The organism is Ruegeria sp. CDSC052 (assembly GCF_059610685.1).
Window position 1 is genome coordinate 483,449 of record NZ_JBXWOB010000001.1, and the last position, 18,587, is coordinate 502,035.

Genomic DNA, 18,587 nt, shown 5'->3' on the forward strand with positions numbered 1-18,587 from the left:
TATGTTCAGCCGATACGGCCGGTGATGTAGCTTTCGGTGCGGGGATCTTCTGGGTTGGTGAAAATCTGTCCGGTTTCACCAAACTCGACAAGGTTGCCCAAATGGAAAAACGCGGTCTTCTGGCTGACGCGAGCGGCCTGCTGCATCGAGTGGGTAACGATCACCACCGAGTATCGCGACCGCAATTCGTCGATCAGTTCCTCGACCTGCGCAGTCGCAATCGGATCAAGGGCCGAGCACGGCTCGTCCATCAGCAGAACCTCAGGTTCCGTAGCCACCGCACGGGCGATGCACAGGCGCTGTTGCTGACCGCCGGACAGGCCGGTTCCGGGGGCATCCAGACGGTCTTTGACCTCATCCCAGATGGCGCCGCGGCGCAGTGATTTCTCAACAATCTCGTCCAGTTCAGCTTTGTTTCTGGCCAACCCGTGGATACGCGGGCCGTAGGCCACATTGTCATAGATCGACTTGGGAAACGGGTTCGGTTTCTGGAACACCATGCCGACCTTGGCACGCAGCTGAACCGGGTCGACGCGTTTGTCATAGATATCTTCGCCATCCAGCAGGATATCGCCCTCGACACGGCAGATGTCGATCGTGTCGTTCATCCGGTTCAGGCAGCGCAGGAAGGTGGATTTTCCGCAACCCGAGGGACCAATAAAGGCGGTGACGGTCTTGTCTTCGATCCTGACGTCGACGTCTTTGATGGCGTGATTTTCACCGTAATAAACCTGAACCTTGTTCGCGGCGATCTTGATGTCTTTGGCGTCCACGGTTCTCTCCACTCGTGTCATATCGTTCATAATTGACCCCATTTACCAGCGGCGTTCAAAGCGACGGCGCAGGATGACTGCGATTGCATTCATTGTTACCAGGAAAAGCAGAAGGATAATGATGCCCCCCCATGCGCGTTCGTAAAAGGCCGGGTCGGCGCGCTTGGACCATTCGTAAATCTGTGCTGGCATGGCCGAGTTCGGAGACAGAAAACCGTCCACTATTCCATCCGGCGGGTTCGAGGCGATAAAGCCCACCATCCCGATCAGCAGCAACGGCGCAGTTTCACCAAGCGCCTGCGCCAGGCCAATAATAGTACCCGTCAGGATGCCAGGTGCGGCCAGTGGCAACACATGATGAAACACTGCCTGCATTTTCGAGGCCCCTACCCCCAGCGCGGCGTCCCGGATCGACGGCGGCACCGCCTTTAGCGACGCGCGGGTCGAAATGATGATCGTCGGCAGCGTCATCAGCGTCAGAACCAGACCACCCACCAGCGGGGCCGAGGTCGGCAGGTGCATATAGTTGATGAACACGGCCAGGCCCAGAATACCGAACACAATCGAAGGAACTGCCGCGAGGTTCGAGATATTCACCTCGATAATATCGGTAAACCGGTTCTGCGGCGCGAATTCTTCCAGATAGATTGAGGCCGCAACCCCGATCGGCAGCGCCAGCACCAACACAACCAGCATCATGAACAGTGAGCCCAGCATAGAGACCCCGATCCCGGCAGCCTCGGGCCGCTGATCGGAGGCGTCCGCCCCGAAGATAAAGTCAGGGTTGAACGCCTTGTACAGCACACCAGCAGCACGCAACTGATCCACGAAGTCCAGCTGTGCGACCGAGATGCTCTTGTCATTCGCGATGGAATGGCGTGTCACACGGCCCTTCAGATAGCCATCAACGCGGCTGTTCACCAAAAAACGGAAGCTGACCGACTTTCCGATCTCATCCGGGTTCGAGATGACGTAATTACGAAGGTCCGCCTGTGCGGATTTGGAAAGGATTTGCCCCATCTCTTTGGGCGACAGATCGGACTGGATGCCCAGTTTCTGCACCTCAACCTCCAGTGCGGAGGCGATCAAAGGCGCGTATCCGAAGGTCGAAACCTTGCTGATATCCGCGATGTCGCGGTTGCCCTTTTTGTCGAGCTTGTCTTCCTTCAGCTCAATCGTCAGCTCTAGGAAGCTTTGCTGAAAAGCGCCCGTACCAGCGGTGACGATATTAGTCACCAACACAATCAACATCACAAGACCGATACCAATGGCCGCGATACCGTACAATTTGAACCGGGTTTCGGCCGCATTGCGACGCTTGGTTTGTGTGTCCTGATTGAACAGCGAAGCCCCTTTGTGTTTAGCGGCAGGTGCTGCGTCTTGTTTTTGGGACATGTCAGTCATTCATACTGCTCCCGGTATTTGCGCACGATATAGAGGGCGAAGATGTTCAGCCCCAGCGTGATGATGAACAGGGTCAGACCCAGGGCAAAGGCCACAAGAGTCTCCGGGCTTGCGAAATCAGTATCCCCGGTCAGCTGGCTGACGATCCTAGTGGTGATTGTGGTCATGGCTTCGAACGGGTTTCCCGAGAATTTGGCAATCGCACCTGCGGCCATCACGACAATCATGGTCTCACCGATTGCGCGGCTGGCGGCCAACAAGATTGCCCCTACGATCCCGGGCAAAGCTGCCGGCAGGACGACTTGCCTGACAGTTTCGGAATGCGTTGCGCCTAAGCCTAGCGATCCGTCTCGCATTGACTGGGGCACCGCGTTGATGATGTCGTCAGATAGTGACGACACGAATGGGATGAGCATGATGCCCATGACCAGACCCGCCGTGAGTACAGCGTTCGAACTGGCCATCCAACCAACGCCCAAAGCACCCCCCTGCCCGAACACAGATACCAGTGCCGGACCGACCGTCAGCAGCGCGAAAAGACCGTAAACGATGGTTGGGATACCGGCGAGGATTTCCAGCAAAGGCTTGGCCACAGACCTTGCCACGCTCGAGGCATATTCGGAAAGATAGATCGCAGCGTACAGCCCAATCGGAACCGCAACCAGCAACGCGATCAGAGAAATATACAAAGTCCCCCACAGCAGTGGGAGGATCGACAGTTCACTTCCGCCCCGGAAGTTCGGGGCCCAGGTGCTTCCAAAGAAAAAGTCTTTCCACGAATGAAGTTCGAAGAAATTCATCGTTTCAAAAAACATGGACAGGACGATGCCGACTGTGGTCAGAACTGCGATCGAAGCGGCCAGCAGCAGCAGCGCCAGAATGCCTTGTTCGACAACATTTCGGGCGCGAAATTCTTTATGAGTGCGGATATAGGCAAATGAGGCCCCGATCAGCGTCACAACCAAAACCGCGATCTGCATCGCAATGTTTCCGCTTGCGCTCATCGAGCGATATTTCTGCGCCGCCAGCAGAATGGGTGCGGTTACCTCTTGCGTAATGATCTGGCCAGCCTCTTTCAGTCTCGCGGTCACATCGGCAAAATCCTCATGCGCGCTGCGGGCAAAGTCTTCGGTCATGGTGCCTGCGGCAACCGCGCCGTCCAGGCCGTTGGCGACCCGGCGCACTTCGCTCATCAGCAAGCCGCGGGTCGACCCCTCGGGGATTGCCGAGTCCGGCAGCAACCCAGAGGCAGAATTGCTAACGATCAAGGGCTGCACCAGCAACCAGGTGACCAACAAAACGAACCCCGGTATCAGAGCCGTCAGTGCGACGTTATAGCCGTAATAGGATGGAAGAGAGTGCAGATTGCGCAGGTTTCCGTCCGCGCTGGCCATCGCGCGGGACCGGCCCGCAAAATAGCCAAGAACAGCAATCGCCAGCAAAATGAGCAGCAGCCAGGTTAGTGCCATGAGAACTCCGTCAAGCGGCAGGAGTGGATTTAAGAAAACCGGGGCGTAGACACCGCCCCGGTTCAGTCGTGTGAAAGCTTAGGAACCGCCGCCCAAAGTGGTTTCGCTGGCTACGATTTCCTGAACCTTGACCAGCTCTGGGTCTGATACGAGACCGTATGCAGCCAGAGGGCCATCGGGGCCTGCAACCTCGTCAGCGACGAAGAACTCTGCATATTCTTTCAGCCCGGGGATAACGCCGATATGCGCTTTTTTCACATAGAAAAACAGCGGGCGCGATACCGGGTATTCGCCAGTTGCGATGGATTCGGTCGAAGGCACGATGCCTGCCATGGTCGCAACCTGCAGTTTGTCGGTGTTGTTTTCGTAGAACGCCAGACCAAAGACGCCGATGCCGTCTTTGTTGCTGTCGATACGCGCCAGGGTCTCGGTATAGTCACCGTCGATGTCGACCGAAACGCCATCCGTACGCAGAGCGATACAGGCTTTTTCAGCGGCTTTCTTGTCGTCGCCATTTGCGGCTTTGTAGACATCAAAGTCACCCAGATGCTCACAACCGGCCAGGATCACCTTGTCTTCGAACACTTCACGCGTGCCGTGCTTGGTGCCGGGGATGAAGGCTGCAATCGGCTGCGCTGGGAATGCAGGGTTCACGTCGGCCCAGGTCTTGTTGGGATTGTCGACCAGCTGGCCATCAACCACGATCTGAGCGGACAGAGCTTTGTACCAATCTTCCGGCGTGAACTCGAACGAGTTGCCGTTGATGTCGGATGCGAAAACGATGCCGTCATAGCCGATCTGAACTTCGATGATGTCGGTGACGCCGTTTTCGGCACAGGCTTTGATCTCTTTTTCACGGATCTGGCGCGAAGCGTTCGCTACGTCGATGGTGTTTTCGCCAACACCTTCACAGAACCGCTTGAGGCCGGCCGAAGATCCGCCCGATTCAACAACCGGGGTCTGGAAGTCAAAGTTTTCGCCAAAGGCTTCTGCAACGATCGAAGCATAGGGCAGAACGGTGGAAGAACCAGCAACCTGAACTTGATCACGCGCGGTGGCCGCAGTGGCCGAAACAGCAGCGATAGCCAGAACCGAAGCCGACAGTTTTACAAAGGACATTTCAGTCTCCTTGAGAAATATGTTTCTGGATCATCCTCATGATGATCTTGGCCGAACCTCTAAAAGTCGTGCGTAAGTCTTTTGTGACAAGTGTGTAACGGTTTCATGACATGTTTGGATTTTCAGCCGATACGCCACAGAACATATGCTGTGAAAGAAACAAAACAGATCCGACAACTGGCTTGATCCAAGCGATCAGCGCGGCAAAATCACTGTAAAAACAGTGCCTTTTCCAAGATCGCTTTCCACCCGCAATCTGCCGCGATGGCGGTTTAGAATATGTTTTACAATCGCCAGGCCCAACCCGGTTCCACCCAGTTGCCGTGACCTATGACTGTCCGCGCGATAGAATCGTTCGGTCAAACGCGATACATGCTTCGGGTCGATTCCAGGTCCCCTATCCACGATCTGAACGCGAACACCGGGACCACGCATAGCAGTATCGTGATCCGAAGATTTGACGCGAACTTCTACCCGACCACCGCTGCCGCCGTATTTAATTCCGTTCTCGATCAGGTTGGTAAATACTTGGAGCAACTGGTCGCTGTCGCCAACTAGCATTATTTTGTCTTCGGGCGCATCCAGGCTCAGCACTACATCCGCGTCATCTGCCAACGGGCGCAGAGAATTGAGGGTCGATTTAAGAAGTGCTGTCAACTCAAGTTGTTCTTTCGGGCGAACCCGCTCTTCGCTTTCGACGCGGTTCAAAGACAGAAGATCACCGACAAGCCGGTTCATTCGATTTGCCTCGTCGTTCATGATCTGAAGAAAACGATCCCGGGCAGCCTCGTCATCTCGGGCCGGACCGCGCAAGGTTTCAATAAAGCCCATTAATGCCGTCAGCGGGGTCCGCAATTCATGGCTGACATTCGCGACGAAATCACGTCGCATCTGATTTGCTTGCTCAACATGCGTAACGTCCTGAAATACAGCAAGCAACGCACCGCCGGATACTGCACCGACCCCATTCATATACCGGCACTGAACTTCGAAAGTTGTATCCTGGGCACCGTCATTGGACAGGTGCCGAGTGTTGGACGTTCCCTTCGTGCGCAGGCTTTGTTCAATCGCTTCGATAACCTGCGGCTGTCTGAGGATGGTCGCGAAATGCCGCTGCAGGATATTCTGGCCCAACAACGTCTTTGCTTCGGTATTGACCGCAATAATCCGTTCCGTCTGGTCAACCATCAGCGCGGGCATCGGGATGGCGGTTACAATTTCTTCAAGTTGGTCGTTGGTCATATAGGGGCAGTTCTCTTAGCAACGCAGTTGGACGCTAGGATAGCTCTCGCATTGTATCGCGAAAATGACGCATGTTTTCTTGATAATGCAAGGCGCTGAAGGTCAGCTTCTGGGCGGTCGCATTGTCGATCTCGCGCACGACTTTACCCGGTGAGCCCATGACCAGAGAATTATCCGGTATCTCTTTTCCTTCGGTCACCAAAGCCCCTGCCCCGATCAGACAGTTTTTGCCGATCTTGGCACCGTTCAACACGATGGCCCCCATTCCGATCAGGGTATTATCCCCGATCGTACAGCCATGCAGCATGACCTTATGCCCAATCGTGCAGTTCTTCCCGATGGTCAGAGGATACCCCGCATCAATATGCATGACGCAGTTTTCCTGAACATTGCTGCCTTCTCCAATCCGAATTTCCTCGTGATCAGCGCGGATCGTACAGCCGAACCAGACCGAAGTCCCCTGCTCGAGCACGACTTTGCCGATCAGATTGGCGTCTGGGGCGACCCAGGTGTCCTCGTGGATTTCCGGTACATCAGAGCCAAGGGCATAGATGGTCATGACTGATCCTCGAATTCGTTTTGCAGCGTACGGACATGATCCTGAAGCTTGGGTTGCTGGATACGCCGCATTCGCTCGGCACTGACGATGGTTTTCAGCTTTTCTTCGGTCTCGTCCAGATCGTCATTGACCAGCACATAATCGTAATATCCCCAATGACTGATCTCATCCCAGCTTTTGAGCATCCGCTTGGAAATAACCTCTTCACTGTCCTGACCGCGGCTTTCCAATCGGCGGCGCAATTCGGGGATCGACGGTGGCAGGATGAAAATCGACAGGGCGTGTTTGCCCAGATCCGAGTTCCTAATCTGCACCTCGCCCTGCCAGTCGACATCGAACAGAACGTCCTTGCCGTCATTGATGGACTCGCGGACTGGCCCAGCCGGAGAGCCGTAGAAATTGCCAAACACATGGGCATGTTCCAGCATCTGTCCCTCGGACACTTGCTGTCGAAAGGTATCTTCGGTCAGGAAATAATACTCACGCCCATGTTCTTCCCCAGGCCGGGGCGCGCGTGTTGTGGCCGAAACCGAGAACTCCAGATCTGTGTCCCATTGCATCAGACGCTTGGCCAACGTGGATTTCCCTGCGCCCGAAGGCGAGGACAGAATGATTAATAGGCCACGTCGATCCGCCATCAGGGCGCTCCTGTCATTATTCTACGTTTTGCACTTGCTCGCGCATCTGATCTATTACCGCCTTCAACTCAAGCCCAACCGATGTCAAATCGGCGCTTTGTGCCTTGGAACACAGCGTATTGGCCTCGCGGTTGAACTCTTGCATCAGAAAATCAAGCTTGCGCCCCACGGCGGCATCCTGTGCAAGCAAATCGCGTGCGGCAGTGACATGGGCTTTCAGCCTGTCAATTTCTTCCGTTATATCCGACTTGACTGCGATCAGAGCCAGCTCCTGTGCAACCCGGTCCGGATCTGCGCCTTGCGCATTATCCATCACGCGCTGCAGGTTTTCTTGTAAGTTTTCAGCGATTTTATCCCGGCGCTCTTCAGCGAGCTTGGCGGCTTGCTCCGTAAGGCTTGAAACCTGCGATAGCTGCGCCTCAAGCACATCGGCCAGGGCCCGGCCTTCGGATACACGCATCTTAATGAAATCGCTCAGCAAATCATCAAACGCGCCGGTTAGATGTTTGACCAAGGGGGCCGGATCATCCGCATCCCCACCGGTTTCCAACATGCCTTTGACAGCAATAAGCTCGGCCGCCGTCGACGGGGCCAGCGCTAGTCCCCGTTCTTCTGCCATCGTCTGCGTTCGCGCCAGAGCATCCAGAGCAGCGGCCATCGCAACTGGATTCAGCACAAGATCGGCTGTCGTTTCCTCGCGGCTCAGCTTGAGCGAAAGCGTCACATTCCCCCGGCCCAGGCTTTTCGAAATCCGCGAACGAAGCGCGGCTTCGAGCCCGGTGAGCCATTCAGGCACCCGCAGACGCATATCCAGCCCTTTGCCGTTTACGCTGCGCAACTCCCAGGTCCAGCTATGTGGACCATGTGTTCCCTTGCCCGAGGCAAATCCGGTCATGGATCTGATCATGCCTATCTTCTCCGCTTTGCCCGCCCAGTGTTCTTGTCCGCACCTAATGCCATCCTCGTGTGCAGGGCAAGAGTTTGCTGAGAATGACAGCGTCGGACAGAGGTTAACCATTCATTAAAGAATTACTCCAAAATTGACTCAACCCGTGCCAATCTCGTCTAGGCAAGTACCGACAAGGCGCAAAAGCTCCCGGTATCTTGCATTTTATGAAAATGACGGTCGATTGCAGTTAGGGTGATGAAAATGAAGATCTTTTTCGGTAACGGTTCCGGGACTAAATTTGGAAAGATCGTCGCAATGGATCGTTTTGACAGTGGGCGCAGTCTATCGCCCATACAACAGGCCGAAGCGTACTGGACAGCCTTGCTGCCCGGCGATGGTGTTCCTATGCGATCTCAGATCGACCCGCGCGGGCTTGAGAATATCCTGCCTAACACCTTCATCCTTGAACGCATTGCACCCGGTCTGGCCCGGTTTCGTCTGGCCGGCAGTCACTTGAACACACTGGCGGGTATGGAGGTTCGGGGAATGCCTCTGACCGCTTTTTTCGAACCCAGCGCGCGAACTCAGGTTAACGAAATCCTTGAACAGGTTTTTGCCGGTCCTGCCATTGCTGAACTTGAATTGGCCTCGACCGGTGGGTTTGGGCGCACGGATCTTCAGGCGCGAATGATCCTTTTACCGCTGAAAAGCGAATTGGGCGATGTCAGCCGTGTTCTGGGCGTCATGGTCAGTGTCGGGGCGATTGGGGCAACCCCCCGGCGCTTTGATGTAAGCCATCATAAACTGCGTGCTGTGTCAGAAATACAGGCGCCTCAACAACCGGTTCAGCCTGTTGTCGAAGGATTTGCCGAAGAACAACAAGAGTTCAAACGTCCCGGATTTCACCTTCGATTGGTCGTATCACGGGATAAGTAACGAGTAACGCGTATTAAATGTAAAGAAGGCGGGCCTATTAGACCCGCCTTTTTAAAACCGTCTGACCAAGTGGTTAGGAGGCTGCGCGTTTGCCGCGGTTCCGGCGCAGATCTGTCAGTTCTTCCGCAACAAGGAAGGCCAGTTCCAACGACTGCGACGCGTTCAAACGTGGATCGCAGGCAGTGTGGTAACGGTCTGACAGATCTTCTTCTGTTACAGCGCGTACACCTCCAGTGCATTCGGTCACGTCTAGCCCGGTCATCTCAAAATGCACACCGCCGGGGATCGTGCCCTCGGCCTGATGCACACCAAAGAAGTCGCGAACTTCGCGCAGCACGGAATCAAAGGGCCGGGTCTTATAGCCGGTGGCCGATTTGATCGTATTGCCGTGCATAGGGTCACAGACCCAGGTCACCTTGGCGCCCTCTTCCTTGACGGCTTTGACCAAACGCGGCAGATGCTCTCCCGCCTTGCCTGCACCAAACCGCGCGATCAGGGTCAGACGCCCTTCTTCGTTTTCCGGGTTCAGTTTGGCCATCAAAACTTTGAGGTCTTCGGCAGATGTCGTCGGACCGCATTTCAGACCGATCGGGTTCAGAACGCCGGAACAGAATTCAACATGCGCGCCATCAGGTTGACGGGTGCGGTCGCCAATCCAGATCATGTGGCCGGACCCGGCCAACCAGTTGCCCGATGTAGAATCAAGACGGGTTAGCGCCTCTTCGTATTCAAGCAGCAGACCTTCGTGGCTGGTATAGAATTCAACCGACGAGAATTCATGCGTTGTGTCCGCGGTGATGCCCGCAGCCCCCATGAAATCAATCGAATCCTGAATTCGGTCAGCAATTTCAGAGTATTTCTGAACATCCTGGCCATCGGCAAAGCCGAGTGTCCACGAATGCACATGGCTCATATCGGCGAAACCACCGGTCGAAAAGGCACGCAACAGGTTCAATGTTGCCGCTGCCTGCGTATAGGCTTGCAACATCTTGGACGGATTCGGAATCCGCGCCTCGGGCGTGAAATCCAGCTCGTTGATGATATCGCCGCGATAGCTGGGCAGCTCAATGCCATCCACCACCTCTGTCGGTGCGCTGCGCGGTTTGGCGAACTGTCCAGCCATACGGCCCACTTTGACCACCGGCACCTTTGCGCCATAGGTCAGAACCATGGCCATCTGCAGCATCACCTTAAAGGTGTCGCGGATCGCATCCGCGCTGAATTGTTCAAAGCTTTCAGCACAGTCGCCGCCCTGCAGCAGGAAAGCCTCACCCCGCCCCGCAGCACCAAGATGTTGCTTGAGCCGACGTGCCTCACCTGCAAACACCAGCGGCGGATACTGCGAAAGCTGAGCCTCGACTTTTGCCAGCGCGGCTGCGTCGGTATAGTCTGGCATCTGAACCCGGGGCTTGTTGCGCCAGTTCGTTTTTTGCCATTCGGTCATAGCTTTGATCTCCGCTGAAGTATTCAAGTCGCCTCTATACAAAAACGTTTGATGAGAGGCCATATACGATTTGGACCTCTTGACGTCGCAAACAAGCTTTGATCATGGTGGCGGTCAAATCTGTCGCCGGACGTAGGGTCAAACGGCGCCGAATCAAGGACACCTCGCCATGCAAGAGCAACGCCAAGTTGTCACGGTGGAAACCACTGCGGCCAGCCCTCGTCATTTCGTGTTTGTCCTGTTGGACAAATTCTCGCTGCTGTGTTTCGCATCCGCGCTGGATAGCCTGCGCATCGCAAACCGCATGGCCGACAATGAGCTTTACAGTTGGAGCCTGTCTGGCGAAGGCGGCGAGACGATCAAATGCTCCGCCGGGACCGAGTTCAAACTGGACGCTGATCTAGCCGAGCTGCAGCGCGATGACGTCGTGCTGATCTGCGGCGGTGTCGATGTTCAAGCCGCTACCACCAAGAAAATTCTGAACTGGGTCCGCCGCGAAGCACGCCGGGGATTGCGCATTGGTGGGCTGTGTACCGCAGCTTATACCTTGGCCAAGGCCGGTTTACTGGATGGCAAGCGTGCGACAATTCACTGGGAAAACTCAGACAGTTTCACCGAAGAATTTGATGAGGTCGAACTGACCAAATCCGTATTCCAGATTGACGGAAACCGGATGACAACAGCCGGTGGCACTTCCTCTATCGACCTGATGCTGAAAATCATCGCCGAGGATTTCGGGGAAGACCTTGCCAACGCGGTGGCCGATCAGTTGATCTATTCCTCGATCCGCACCGATCAGGACACACAGCGTTTGTCGACCCCAACACGGATTGGGGTACGCCATCCCAAGCTGAGCCAGGTCATCCTGATGATGGAGAAAAACATCGAAGAGCCGATCTCGCCTTCGATTCTGGCCAAAGAGGTCGGCATGTCCACGCGGCAGCTAGAGCGTCTGTTTCGCCGTTACCTGAGCCGGTCGCCTAAACGCTATTATATGGAGCTGCGCCTGCATAAGGCCCGGAACCTGCTGATGCAGACCGACATGAGCGTGATCAACGTGGCGCTAGCATGCGGGTTTGCCTCGCCTAGCCATTTCTCGAAATGCTACCGGGCGCACTACAACACCACGCCCTATCGTGAGCGCGGTGCGCAAAGCGGGCGCTTGTCTGTTTAATCGCTGGGGGTCATGCGAAAGACAGCGCCCTGCCCGACGGAAATAAACCAGATTGATCCATCCGGTGCCTCGACAATGTCGCGGACGCGTTCCGTCTGAGGGCCCTTGATCTGCTCGACCTCAGTCAATGGAGTGCCTTCAAGCCGAGCAATGTAGTCGAATTTGAGCGACCCGACGAATAGATCACCCTTCCATTCGGGCCAAAGCTTGCCTGAATAAATCAAAAGGCCGGATGGGGCGATGGAAGGGTCCCAATAGAATTCAGGCTGCACCATCCCCGGTTTCGCCGTCCCCTCGCCGATTGTTTGTCCGGAATAGTGCTTGCCATAGGAAATCACCGGCCAGCCATAGTTCCGCCCCGGCCGGATTAGGTTCACTTCATCACCGCCCTTGGCTCCATGTTCCGATACCCATAGATGCCCCCGTGCATCCAGCCCTGCACCTTGGGGATTCCGGTGGCCATAAGACCATATCTCTGGCTGAATTCCCGGTTGTCCGACAAATGGATTATCAGCCGGCACCGAGCCGTCCCGGTTCACACGGATCACCGAGCCGTTGTGACTCGATCGATCCTGTGCGGTCGGGCGATCACCACGATCGCCGATAGTGACAAGTAATGTCCCGTCCTTTGCCTCGACAATACGAGAGCCAAAATGACGCCCAGAATCCCCACCATTTTCAGCTTCGAAAATCGTGCGCAGATCGGTCAGCTCTGATCCGTCTTCGGACAGGCGCGCAATCGCAAGTGCAGTGCCTGCCCCCTTTGGTTGAGGCTTGGAATAGGTCAGGAAAACCTCACGGCTTTGCGAAAAATCCCTGGCAACGGTTACGTCCAGCAAACCGCCTTGCCCCTTTGCAACCACATTGGGAGTGCCTTTGACGCGAACTATGTTTCCCTCCGACACAAACAGAAGTTCACCTTCGCGCTCAGTTACCAGAAAGGACATGTCAGGCAGGATGCCGATTGCCCAGGGCGTATCGAGCCCCTTCACCATCGCCGTCACACGCGCCGATCCGGAGTTGGTAGTTAGCGATTCTGCCCCTGCCAACCCTGAAACAACAGAAAAGATGAAGATCAAAGCTAGTCTAAACATCTCGTTCTCCTTACCGAAAACACCGCGCCGGGCACATCTGAACAACTAGAACTGTGCGCCACAAAAACACGTTTGCGTTAGGACTTTTCTTTTTCGAACAGCTTGCCTAGGGTCGTGCCCAGAACGAATACGTTCACAACTGGGAGTAACCATATGAAAAAGCTGCTTACAGCAACTGCAGCAACCGCCCTTCTTTCGGGCGCAGCTATGGCCGAAGACGTCACATTGGGTGTTCTGTTCGGCTTTACCGGACCGATTGAATCGCTGGCACCCGCAATGGGTTCAGGCGCCGAGATGGCGATGGCCGAAGTCACCGAATCCGGCAAACTGCTGGATGGCTCGACCGTCACCGCATCGCGCGCTGATACTGGCTGCATCGACAACGGTCTTTCCACCTCGAACGGTGAACGCATGATTGCCGACGGCGTTGCCGGCATCATTGGCGGTGACTGCTCTGGCGTGACCGGAGCGATCCTGCAGAATGTCGCGATCCCGAACGGGATGGTCATGATCTCGCCCTCGGCCACCTCGCCCGGTCTGTCGACCATGGAGGATAACGGCCTGTTCTTCCGCACCGCCCCTTCGGATGCGCGTGAAGGTCAAGTGATGGCAGATATCTTGAATGATCGCGGTATCACTTCAATCGCACTGACCTACACCAACAACGACTATGGCAAGGGTCTGGCAGACGCGATCCAATCCTCGTACGAGGCATCGGGCGGCGAGGTCACAATCGTGGCCGCGCATGAAGATGGCAAGGCAGACTATTCGGCCGAAGTCGGCGCGCTGGCCTCGGCCGGTGGCGACATTCTGGTTGTTGCCGGGTATCTGGATCAGGGCGGACTGGGCATCATTCAGTCAGCACTGGACAGCGGTGCATTTGACACCTTCGGTCTGCCGGGCGGCATGATCGGTGACTCGCTGCCTGCCAATGTCGGTCCCGACCTGAACGGCTCGTTCGGTCAGATCGCCGGTTCGGGCGGTGAAGGTGCTGAAAAATACTTTGCCATGGCTGAAGCCGCCGGTTTTGACGGATCGTCGCCCTATTCGCCTGAAAGCTATGACGCCGCAGCGCTGTTCATGCTGGCGATGCAGGCCGCTGGTTCGACCAACCCGGCCGACTATGGCAGCAAGATCCTAGATGTTGCCAACGCTCCAGGAGAGAAGATCTATCCGGGTGAGCTGGCCAAAGGTCTGGAACTGTTGGCCGCAGGTCAGGACATCGACTATGTCGGCGCGTCCGGCGTTGAGCTGATCGGCCCCGGCGAAAGCGCAGGTTCGTATCGCGAGATCGAAGTCACCGACGGCGAAAACAAGACCGTCAACTTCCGTTGATTTTGACCTGAGAAGACCTGAAAATAAGCAGCCCGGACCTTGTGTCCGGGCTGCTTCAGTGAAAAAAGACCGCACCTCTACAATGAGGGTGTGAAAACAAGAACGCCGAAAACGGCGGCTAGGGGAAAAGATGATCGTCGTCGAGGACGTGCATAAGCATTTCGGCGGGTTTCATGCGGTGGATGGGGCATCGCTGGAAATCCAGAAGGGTTCGATCACCGGCCTGATTGGGCCGAACGGGGCCGGAAAGACAACTCTGTTCAACGTGATCGCGGGTGTGCTCCCGCCCACCTCTGGACGCGTGTTCATGGATGGCGAGGACATAACCGGCTTGCCACCACACGATCTGTTTCACAAAGGTCTGCTGCGCACTTTTCAGATCGCGCATGAGTTTTCCTCGATGAGTTGCCGAGAGAACCTGATGATGGTGCCCGGAGCGCAATCCGGGGAATCGCTGTGGAACACCTGGTTCGGCCGCAAACGCATCGCCAATGAAGAGCGCGCGTTAAAGGCCAAGGCCGATGAGGTGCTGGAGTTTCTTACCATCGAACATCTGGCCGATCACAAGGCCGGTCAGGTCTCGGGCGGGCAGAAAAAACTGCTGGAACTTGGCCGCACCATGATGGTCGACGCCAAGATCGTATTTCTGGACGAGGTCGGCGCGGGTGTGAACCGCACCCTGCTGATGACCATCGCCGACACAATCCTGCGCCTGAACAAGGAACGCGGCTATACGTTTGTAGTCATCGAACACGACATGGATTTCATCGGCAAAATCTGCGACCCGGTCATTTGTATGGCCGAGGGCAAGGTTCTGGCCCAGGGCACTCTGGACGAGATCAAAGCCAATGAGCATGTGATCGAAGCCTATCTGGGCACCGGCCTGAAGAACAAAGACAAGCTGGAGGCCGGGGCATGAGCGATAATCCTTATCAGGATGACCACGGCAACAAGGATGCCTCGATCACCAATACACACGGCATGGGCACAATGACGCCCGCACATCGCAAAAGCGGAAAGACGCACCGCGTCGAAGGTGGCCCATTCCTGATCGGCGACACCATGACCGGAGGCTACGGCAAGGGCCCGGATATCCTGCATGATTGCACGATTTCCGTCGACGCCGGTGAAATCGCTGTAATCGTTGGCCCCAACGGCGCCGGTAAATCCACTGCAATGAAGGCCGTGTTTGGGATGCTGGATGTCCGCGCGGGATCTGTGCGACTGGACGGAGAAGACATCACCAACCTGTCGCCCCAGGATCGGGTGATCAAGGGGATGGGCTTTGTTCCTCAGACCTCGAACATCTTTACGTCGATGACGGTGGAAGAGAACCTTGAGATGGGTGCCTTTATCCGCCGTGATGATTTCTCGGACACGATGGAGCAGGTCTATGACCTCTTCCCCATCCTCCGCGACAAACGCAACCAGGCAGCCGGAGAGCTGTCAGGCGGTCAGCGCCAACAGGTTGCCGTGGGCCGCGCGCTGATGACCCAGCCCAAAGTGCTGATGTTGGACGAACCGACTGCTGGTGTCTCGCCCATCGTGATGGATGAGCTTTTCGATCGGATCATCGAGGTCTCGCGCACTGGGTTGCCGATCCTGATGGTTGAGCAGAACGCTCGTCAGGCGTTGGAGATCGCCGACAAGGGATATGTGCTGGTTCAGGGGCGGAATGCCTATACCGGCACGGGCAAGGAACTGCTGGCCGATCCAGAGGTTCGTAAGAGTTTCTTGGGGGGGTGAGGATGAATAGATTTAGCTGTCTCGCCGCCTTTTTCGTCTGTCTTTTTGTAACCGTCGCTTCTGCTGAGAGCGCGATACTTCAATCAAAACAAACTGAATCAGAAATTGTGCTTCTTTGTAGGTTTGAGAATCAACGAAATGTGATGCTTTCTGAAACAGAGCACCAATTAATCTGGCACGAAAATGGCTTAGAATACCCAACTAGTGACTGGTCGCATATTCGGGTCACGCATGATCCAATACTTTCGGTATTCGCCTATGGCCCAGACATTGGCAGCCCAAGGCTCGACGTGTTTCAAGGCGTTTTTAATGCGGACAAACCCAACTATGAACTTGGAACTGCAATCTTAAGTGAAACATTGGTTGGACGCGACAAACTACTGACAAGGTCAGTTGAAGGTTTTTGCGAAGCGGAGAATCAAAACTAATGGACTTCCTCAACGCCCTTGTGGCGCTCTCCAACTTCGTCCTTGTTCCCGCAATCGCCTATGGCAGCCAGTTGGCGCTGGGCGCGTTGGGGGTGACGTTAATCTATGGCATCCTGCGGTTCTCGAACTTTGCCCATGGCGACACGATGGCCTTTGGTGCGATGATCGCCGTGCTGGTCACATGGGGCCTGCAGGCCGCCGGGGTCAGTTTCGGGCCGCTGCCAACCGCTCTGCTGGCCCTGCCCTTTGCCATTCTCGGCTGTATCGTTCTGGTTCTGATCACGGATCGGATGGTTTACCGTTTCTACCGGGAACAAAAGGCCAAGCCGGTCATTCTTGTGATCGTCTCGATGGGTGTGATGTTCATCATGAACGGGCTGGTGCGGTTCATAATCGGGCCGGATGATCAAAGGTTCTCGGACGGTGAGCGGTTCATCGTTTCAGCGCGGGAATTCAAGGCGATGACCGGGTTGCGTGAGGGGTTGGCGATCAAGACCTCTCAGGGCATCACTGTGGTTGTGGCCGTAGTCGCCGTGGCACTTTTGTTCTGGTTTTTGAACAAAACCCGCACCGGCAAGTCGATGCGCGCTTATTCGGATAACGAGGATCTGGCGCTGCTGTCCGGCATCAACCCTGAACGTGTGGTGATGATCACTTGGATCCTTGTCGCGGCGCTGGCGACAACTGCGGGTGTGCTTTACGGGTTGGACAAGAGCTTTAAGCCCTTTGTCTATTTCCAGCTTCTGCTGCCGATCTTCGCTTCGGCCATCGTCGGCGGCCTCGGCAACCCGCTGGGCGCTATCGCGGGCGGGTTCATCATCGCGTTTTCCGAGGTGACGATCACCTATGCGTGGAAAAAGGTGCTGACCTATCTGGCACCGGAACATCTGGAGCCATCGGGATTGGTCCAATTCCTATCCACCGATTACAAATTCGCGGTCAGCTTTGTTATCTTGCTTATCGTGCTTCTGTTTAAGCCCACAGGTCTGTTTAAGGGGAAAGCAGTATGACCGAGACTGTCAAAAATACGCTGCTTTTCGTGGTTGTTGGCGGCCTGATCCTGTTGACCGGATTCACGCAAAGCTGGAATTCGGCAATCCTGATCCTGAACATGGGGTTGATCTCGGCCATCATGGCGCTTGGGGTGAACTTGCAATGGGGCTTTGCGGGCCTGTTTAACGTTGGTGTTATGGGCTTTGTTGCGCTGGGCGGGCTGGCAGTTGTGCTGGTCTCAACCCCGCCGACACCCGGCGCGTGGTCATCCGGAGGATACGGGATCGTCCTTGCGTTGCTGTTGGGGGCTGCGACCGTCGTTGCGGCGGTTCTGGTGGCAACAAAAATGCCGAGGGGCCGTGTACAGACGATTGCCATCGTAGCCATTCTGATCGCCGGGTTTTTCATTTACCGTGCGGTGTTTGACCCCAGCGTTGCTGGTGTCGAAGCCATTGACCCAGCCGTTGCGGGCAACCTTGGCGGGTTGAATTTGCCGGTTCTGCTGGCCTGGCCCGCGGGCGGCGTGTTGGCCGCCGGTGCTGCTTGGTTGATCGGCAAAACAGCCCTTGGCCTGCGCTCGGACTATCTGGCGATTGCGACGCTTGGGATTGCCGAAATCATCATCGCAATCATGAAAAACGAGGACTGGCTGGCCCGAGGTGTCAAGAATGTCTACGGCATCCCACGCCCCTCGCCCGTGGTCGGCTATGAGGTTGAGCTGCAGCAGGATCCATCCTTCATTGCCCGTGCCGATTGGTTTGGGCTGGACCCTGTCATCGCCTCGACCCTGTCGGTCAAGCTGGGCTATTCCCTGCTGTTCATGGTTGTTCTTCTGATCCTGCTGTGGATGGCCCAGATGGCGCTGCGCAGCCCCTGGGGCCGCATGATGCGCGCCATCCGTGACAACGAGGTTGCAGCCGAGGCGATGGGTAAAGATGTCACCCGCCGCCATTTGCAAATCTTCGTTCTGGGCTCTGCCATCTGCGGTATCGCGGGCGCAATGATGACAACGCTGGACGGGCAGTTGACGCCGGGTACCTACAACCCTCTGCGCTTTACATTTCTGGTCTGGGTCATGGTGATCGTGGGCGGATCGGGCAACAACTTTGGTGCGGTGCTGGGCGCGTTCCTCATCTGGTTCCTGTGGGTCCAGGTCGAACCGATTGGGTTGTGGCTTATGAACCTGATCACGTCCGGAATGCCCGATGGCAGTGCGCTCAAGACGCATCTGATCGACAGCGCGGCCCATATGCGACTGTTCACGATGGGGTTGATTCTGCTGATTGTTCTTAGATTCAGCCCAAGAGGGTTGATCCCCGAGAAATAGGGCCACAGAACCTCCAA

General features: G+C 55.9%; 18 protein-coding genes. 8 read left to right on the top strand and 10 right to left on the bottom strand.

Features of this window, described 5'->3' with window-relative positions:
* Window positions 1-5 precede the first annotated feature (5 nt).
* The 8 genes from pstB to AC2FIM_RS02495 all read right to left on the bottom strand — a co-directional run bounded on the left by pstB (window position 6) and on the right by AC2FIM_RS02495 (window position 8,111).
* The gene (gene pstB / locus AC2FIM_RS02460; protein WP_142633794.1) at window positions 6-803 is read right to left on the bottom strand and encodes a phosphate ABC transporter ATP-binding protein PstB; all 798 of its coding nucleotides are present in this window, start codon (window positions 801-803) and stop codon (window positions 6-8) included.
* 12 nt (window positions 804-815) lie between these two features.
* The gene (gene pstA, locus AC2FIM_RS02465) at window positions 816-2,177 is read right to left on the bottom strand and encodes a phosphate ABC transporter permease PstA (protein ID WP_496707802.1); all 1,362 of its coding nucleotides are present in this window, start codon (window positions 2,175-2,177) and stop codon (window positions 816-818) included.
* Window positions 2,174-3,646 carry a phosphate ABC transporter permease subunit PstC gene (gene pstC / locus AC2FIM_RS02470; protein WP_142633792.1) on the bottom strand — a complete coding sequence of 491 codons (1,473 nt, stop codon included), beginning with the start codon at window positions 3,644-3,646 and terminating at the stop codon, window positions 2,174-2,176. The genes pstA and pstC overlap by 4 nt, the downstream gene beginning before the upstream one ends.
* Before the next feature lie 78 nt (window positions 3,647-3,724).
* Window positions 3,725-4,765, bottom strand: coding sequence for a substrate-binding domain-containing protein (locus tag AC2FIM_RS02475; protein ID WP_142633790.1), 1,041 nt, complete (start codon window positions 4,763-4,765; stop codon window positions 3,725-3,727).
* A gap of 195 nt (window positions 4,766-4,960) precedes the next feature.
* The gene (locus AC2FIM_RS02480; protein WP_142633788.1) at window positions 4,961-6,007 is read right to left on the bottom strand and encodes a sensor histidine kinase; all 1,047 of its coding nucleotides are present in this window, start codon (window positions 6,005-6,007) and stop codon (window positions 4,961-4,963) included.
* Between the two features lie 34 nt (window positions 6,008-6,041).
* On the bottom strand, window positions 6,042-6,566 hold the full coding sequence (locus AC2FIM_RS02485; protein ID WP_281972093.1) for a gamma carbonic anhydrase family protein: 525 nt from the start codon (window positions 6,564-6,566) through the stop codon (window positions 6,042-6,044).
* Window positions 6,563-7,204: a guanylate kinase gene (gene gmk / locus AC2FIM_RS02490; protein WP_142633784.1), complete on the bottom strand. Its 642-nt coding sequence runs from the start codon at window positions 7,202-7,204 to the stop codon at window positions 6,563-6,565. Before gmk ends, AC2FIM_RS02485 begins: the two co-directional genes overlap by 4 nt.
* Window positions 7,205-7,220: 16 nt before the next feature.
* Window positions 7,221-8,111 (bottom strand): YicC/YloC family endoribonuclease, encoded by an 891-nt coding sequence (locus AC2FIM_RS02495; protein WP_496675618.1) that lies wholly within the window; start codon window positions 8,109-8,111, stop codon window positions 7,221-7,223.
* Between the two features lie 243 nt (window positions 8,112-8,354).
* On the opposite strand from AC2FIM_RS02495, the gene AC2FIM_RS02500 reads away from it, so the two are divergent.
* Window positions 8,355-9,029 carry a PAS domain-containing protein gene (locus tag AC2FIM_RS02500; protein WP_416383910.1) on the top strand — a complete coding sequence of 225 codons (675 nt, stop codon included), beginning with the start codon at window positions 8,355-8,357 and terminating at the stop codon, window positions 9,027-9,029.
* A 73-nt stretch (window positions 9,030-9,102) separates the two neighbouring features.
* Here AC2FIM_RS02500 and AC2FIM_RS02505 read toward each other — a convergent pair whose 3' ends face one another.
* Window positions 9,103-10,473: a class II 3-deoxy-7-phosphoheptulonate synthase gene (locus AC2FIM_RS02505; RefSeq protein ID WP_142633778.1), complete on the bottom strand. Its 1,371-nt coding sequence runs from the start codon at window positions 10,471-10,473 to the stop codon at window positions 9,103-9,105.
* A gap of 169 nt (window positions 10,474-10,642) precedes the next feature.
* On the opposite strand from AC2FIM_RS02505, the gene AC2FIM_RS02510 reads away from it, so the two are divergent.
* Entirely contained in the window at window positions 10,643-11,647 is a 1,005-nt protein-coding gene (locus AC2FIM_RS02510; RefSeq protein ID WP_496707800.1) for a GlxA family transcriptional regulator, read from the top strand.
* Here AC2FIM_RS02510 and AC2FIM_RS02515 read toward each other — a convergent pair.
* Complete coding sequence (locus AC2FIM_RS02515) at window positions 11,644-12,741, bottom strand: PQQ-dependent sugar dehydrogenase (protein ID WP_496707799.1); 1,098 nt, start codon at window positions 12,739-12,741, stop codon at window positions 11,644-11,646. The two genes, AC2FIM_RS02510 and AC2FIM_RS02515, sit on opposite strands and share 4 nt — an antisense overlap.
* A gap of 153 nt (window positions 12,742-12,894) precedes the next feature.
* Between AC2FIM_RS02515 and AC2FIM_RS02520 the strand changes: the two genes are divergently transcribed.
* From AC2FIM_RS02520 to AC2FIM_RS02545, 6 genes are all read left to right on the top strand, one after another.
* The gene (locus AC2FIM_RS02520) at window positions 12,895-14,076 is read left to right on the top strand and encodes an ABC transporter substrate-binding protein (RefSeq protein WP_496707798.1); all 1,182 of its coding nucleotides are present in this window, start codon (window positions 12,895-12,897) and stop codon (window positions 14,074-14,076) included.
* Window positions 14,077-14,206: 130 nt separating this feature from the next.
* Window positions 14,207-14,995: an ABC transporter ATP-binding protein gene (locus tag AC2FIM_RS02525; RefSeq protein ID WP_271947144.1), complete on the top strand. Its 789-nt coding sequence runs from the start codon at window positions 14,207-14,209 to the stop codon at window positions 14,993-14,995.
* On the top strand, window positions 14,992-15,822 hold the full coding sequence (locus AC2FIM_RS02530) for an ABC transporter ATP-binding protein (RefSeq protein ID WP_142633769.1): 831 nt from the start codon (window positions 14,992-14,994) through the stop codon (window positions 15,820-15,822). The genes AC2FIM_RS02525 and AC2FIM_RS02530 overlap by 4 nt, the downstream gene beginning before the upstream one ends.
* 2 nt (window positions 15,823-15,824) lie before the next feature.
* Window positions 15,825-16,250 carry a hypothetical protein gene (locus AC2FIM_RS02535; RefSeq protein ID WP_142633767.1) on the top strand — a complete coding sequence of 142 codons (426 nt, stop codon included), beginning with the start codon at window positions 15,825-15,827 and terminating at the stop codon, window positions 16,248-16,250.
* A complete protein-coding gene (locus tag AC2FIM_RS02540; RefSeq protein ID WP_142633765.1) occupies window positions 16,250-17,260 on the top strand; it encodes a branched-chain amino acid ABC transporter permease in 1,011 nt (336 codons plus the stop codon). Before AC2FIM_RS02535 ends, AC2FIM_RS02540 begins: the two co-directional genes overlap by 1 nt.
* On the top strand, window positions 17,257-18,570 hold the full coding sequence (locus tag AC2FIM_RS02545) for a branched-chain amino acid ABC transporter permease (RefSeq protein WP_271947152.1): 1,314 nt from the start codon (window positions 17,257-17,259) through the stop codon (window positions 18,568-18,570). The genes AC2FIM_RS02540 and AC2FIM_RS02545 overlap by 4 nt, the downstream gene beginning before the upstream one ends.
* The last annotated feature ends 17 nt before the right edge of the window (window positions 18,571-18,587 follow it).

Bases quoted from the DNA above. Each gene is read 5' to 3' on its own strand.
- pstB (WP_142633794.1), bottom strand. From the start codon at position 803: ATGAACGATATGACACGAGTGGAGAGAACCGTGGACGCCAAAGACATC.
- pstA (WP_496707802.1), bottom strand. From the start codon at position 2,177: ATGACTGACATGTCCCAAAAACAAGACGCAGCACCTGCCGCTAAACAC.
- pstC (WP_142633792.1), bottom strand. From the start codon at position 3,646: ATGGCACTAACCTGGCTGCTGCTCATTTTGCTGGCGATTGCTGTTCTT.
- AC2FIM_RS02475 (WP_142633790.1), bottom strand. From the start codon at position 4,765: ATGTCCTTTGTAAAACTGTCGGCTTCGGTTCTGGCTATCGCTGCTGTT.
- AC2FIM_RS02480 (WP_142633788.1), bottom strand. From the start codon at position 6,007: ATGACCAACGACCAACTTGAAGAAATTGTAACCGCCATCCCGATGCCC.
- AC2FIM_RS02485 (WP_281972093.1), bottom strand. From the start codon at position 6,566: ATGACCATCTATGCCCTTGGCTCTGATGTACCGGAAATCCACGAGGAC.
- gmk (WP_142633784.1), bottom strand. From the start codon at position 7,204: ATGGCGGATCGACGTGGCCTATTAATCATTCTGTCCTCGCCTTCGGGC.
- AC2FIM_RS02495 (WP_496675618.1), bottom strand. From the start codon at position 8,111: ATGATCAGATCCATGACCGGATTTGCCTCGGGCAAGGGAACACATGGT.
- AC2FIM_RS02500 (WP_416383910.1), top strand. From the start codon at position 8,355: ATGAAGATCTTTTTCGGTAACGGTTCCGGGACTAAATTTGGAAAGATC.
- AC2FIM_RS02505 (WP_142633778.1), bottom strand. From the start codon at position 10,473: ATGACCGAATGGCAAAAAACGAACTGGCGCAACAAGCCCCGGGTTCAG.
- AC2FIM_RS02510 (WP_496707800.1), top strand. From the start codon at position 10,643: ATGCAAGAGCAACGCCAAGTTGTCACGGTGGAAACCACTGCGGCCAGC.
- AC2FIM_RS02515 (WP_496707799.1), bottom strand. From the start codon at position 12,741: ATGTTTAGACTAGCTTTGATCTTCATCTTTTCTGTTGTTTCAGGGTTG.
- AC2FIM_RS02520 (WP_496707798.1), top strand. From the start codon at position 12,895: ATGAAAAAGCTGCTTACAGCAACTGCAGCAACCGCCCTTCTTTCGGGC.
- AC2FIM_RS02525 (WP_271947144.1), top strand. From the start codon at position 14,207: ATGATCGTCGTCGAGGACGTGCATAAGCATTTCGGCGGGTTTCATGCG.
- AC2FIM_RS02530 (WP_142633769.1), top strand. From the start codon at position 14,992: ATGAGCGATAATCCTTATCAGGATGACCACGGCAACAAGGATGCCTCG.
- AC2FIM_RS02535 (WP_142633767.1), top strand. From the start codon at position 15,825: ATGAATAGATTTAGCTGTCTCGCCGCCTTTTTCGTCTGTCTTTTTGTA.
- AC2FIM_RS02540 (WP_142633765.1), top strand. From the start codon at position 16,250: ATGGACTTCCTCAACGCCCTTGTGGCGCTCTCCAACTTCGTCCTTGTT.
- AC2FIM_RS02545 (WP_271947152.1), top strand. From the start codon at position 17,257: ATGACCGAGACTGTCAAAAATACGCTGCTTTTCGTGGTTGTTGGCGGC.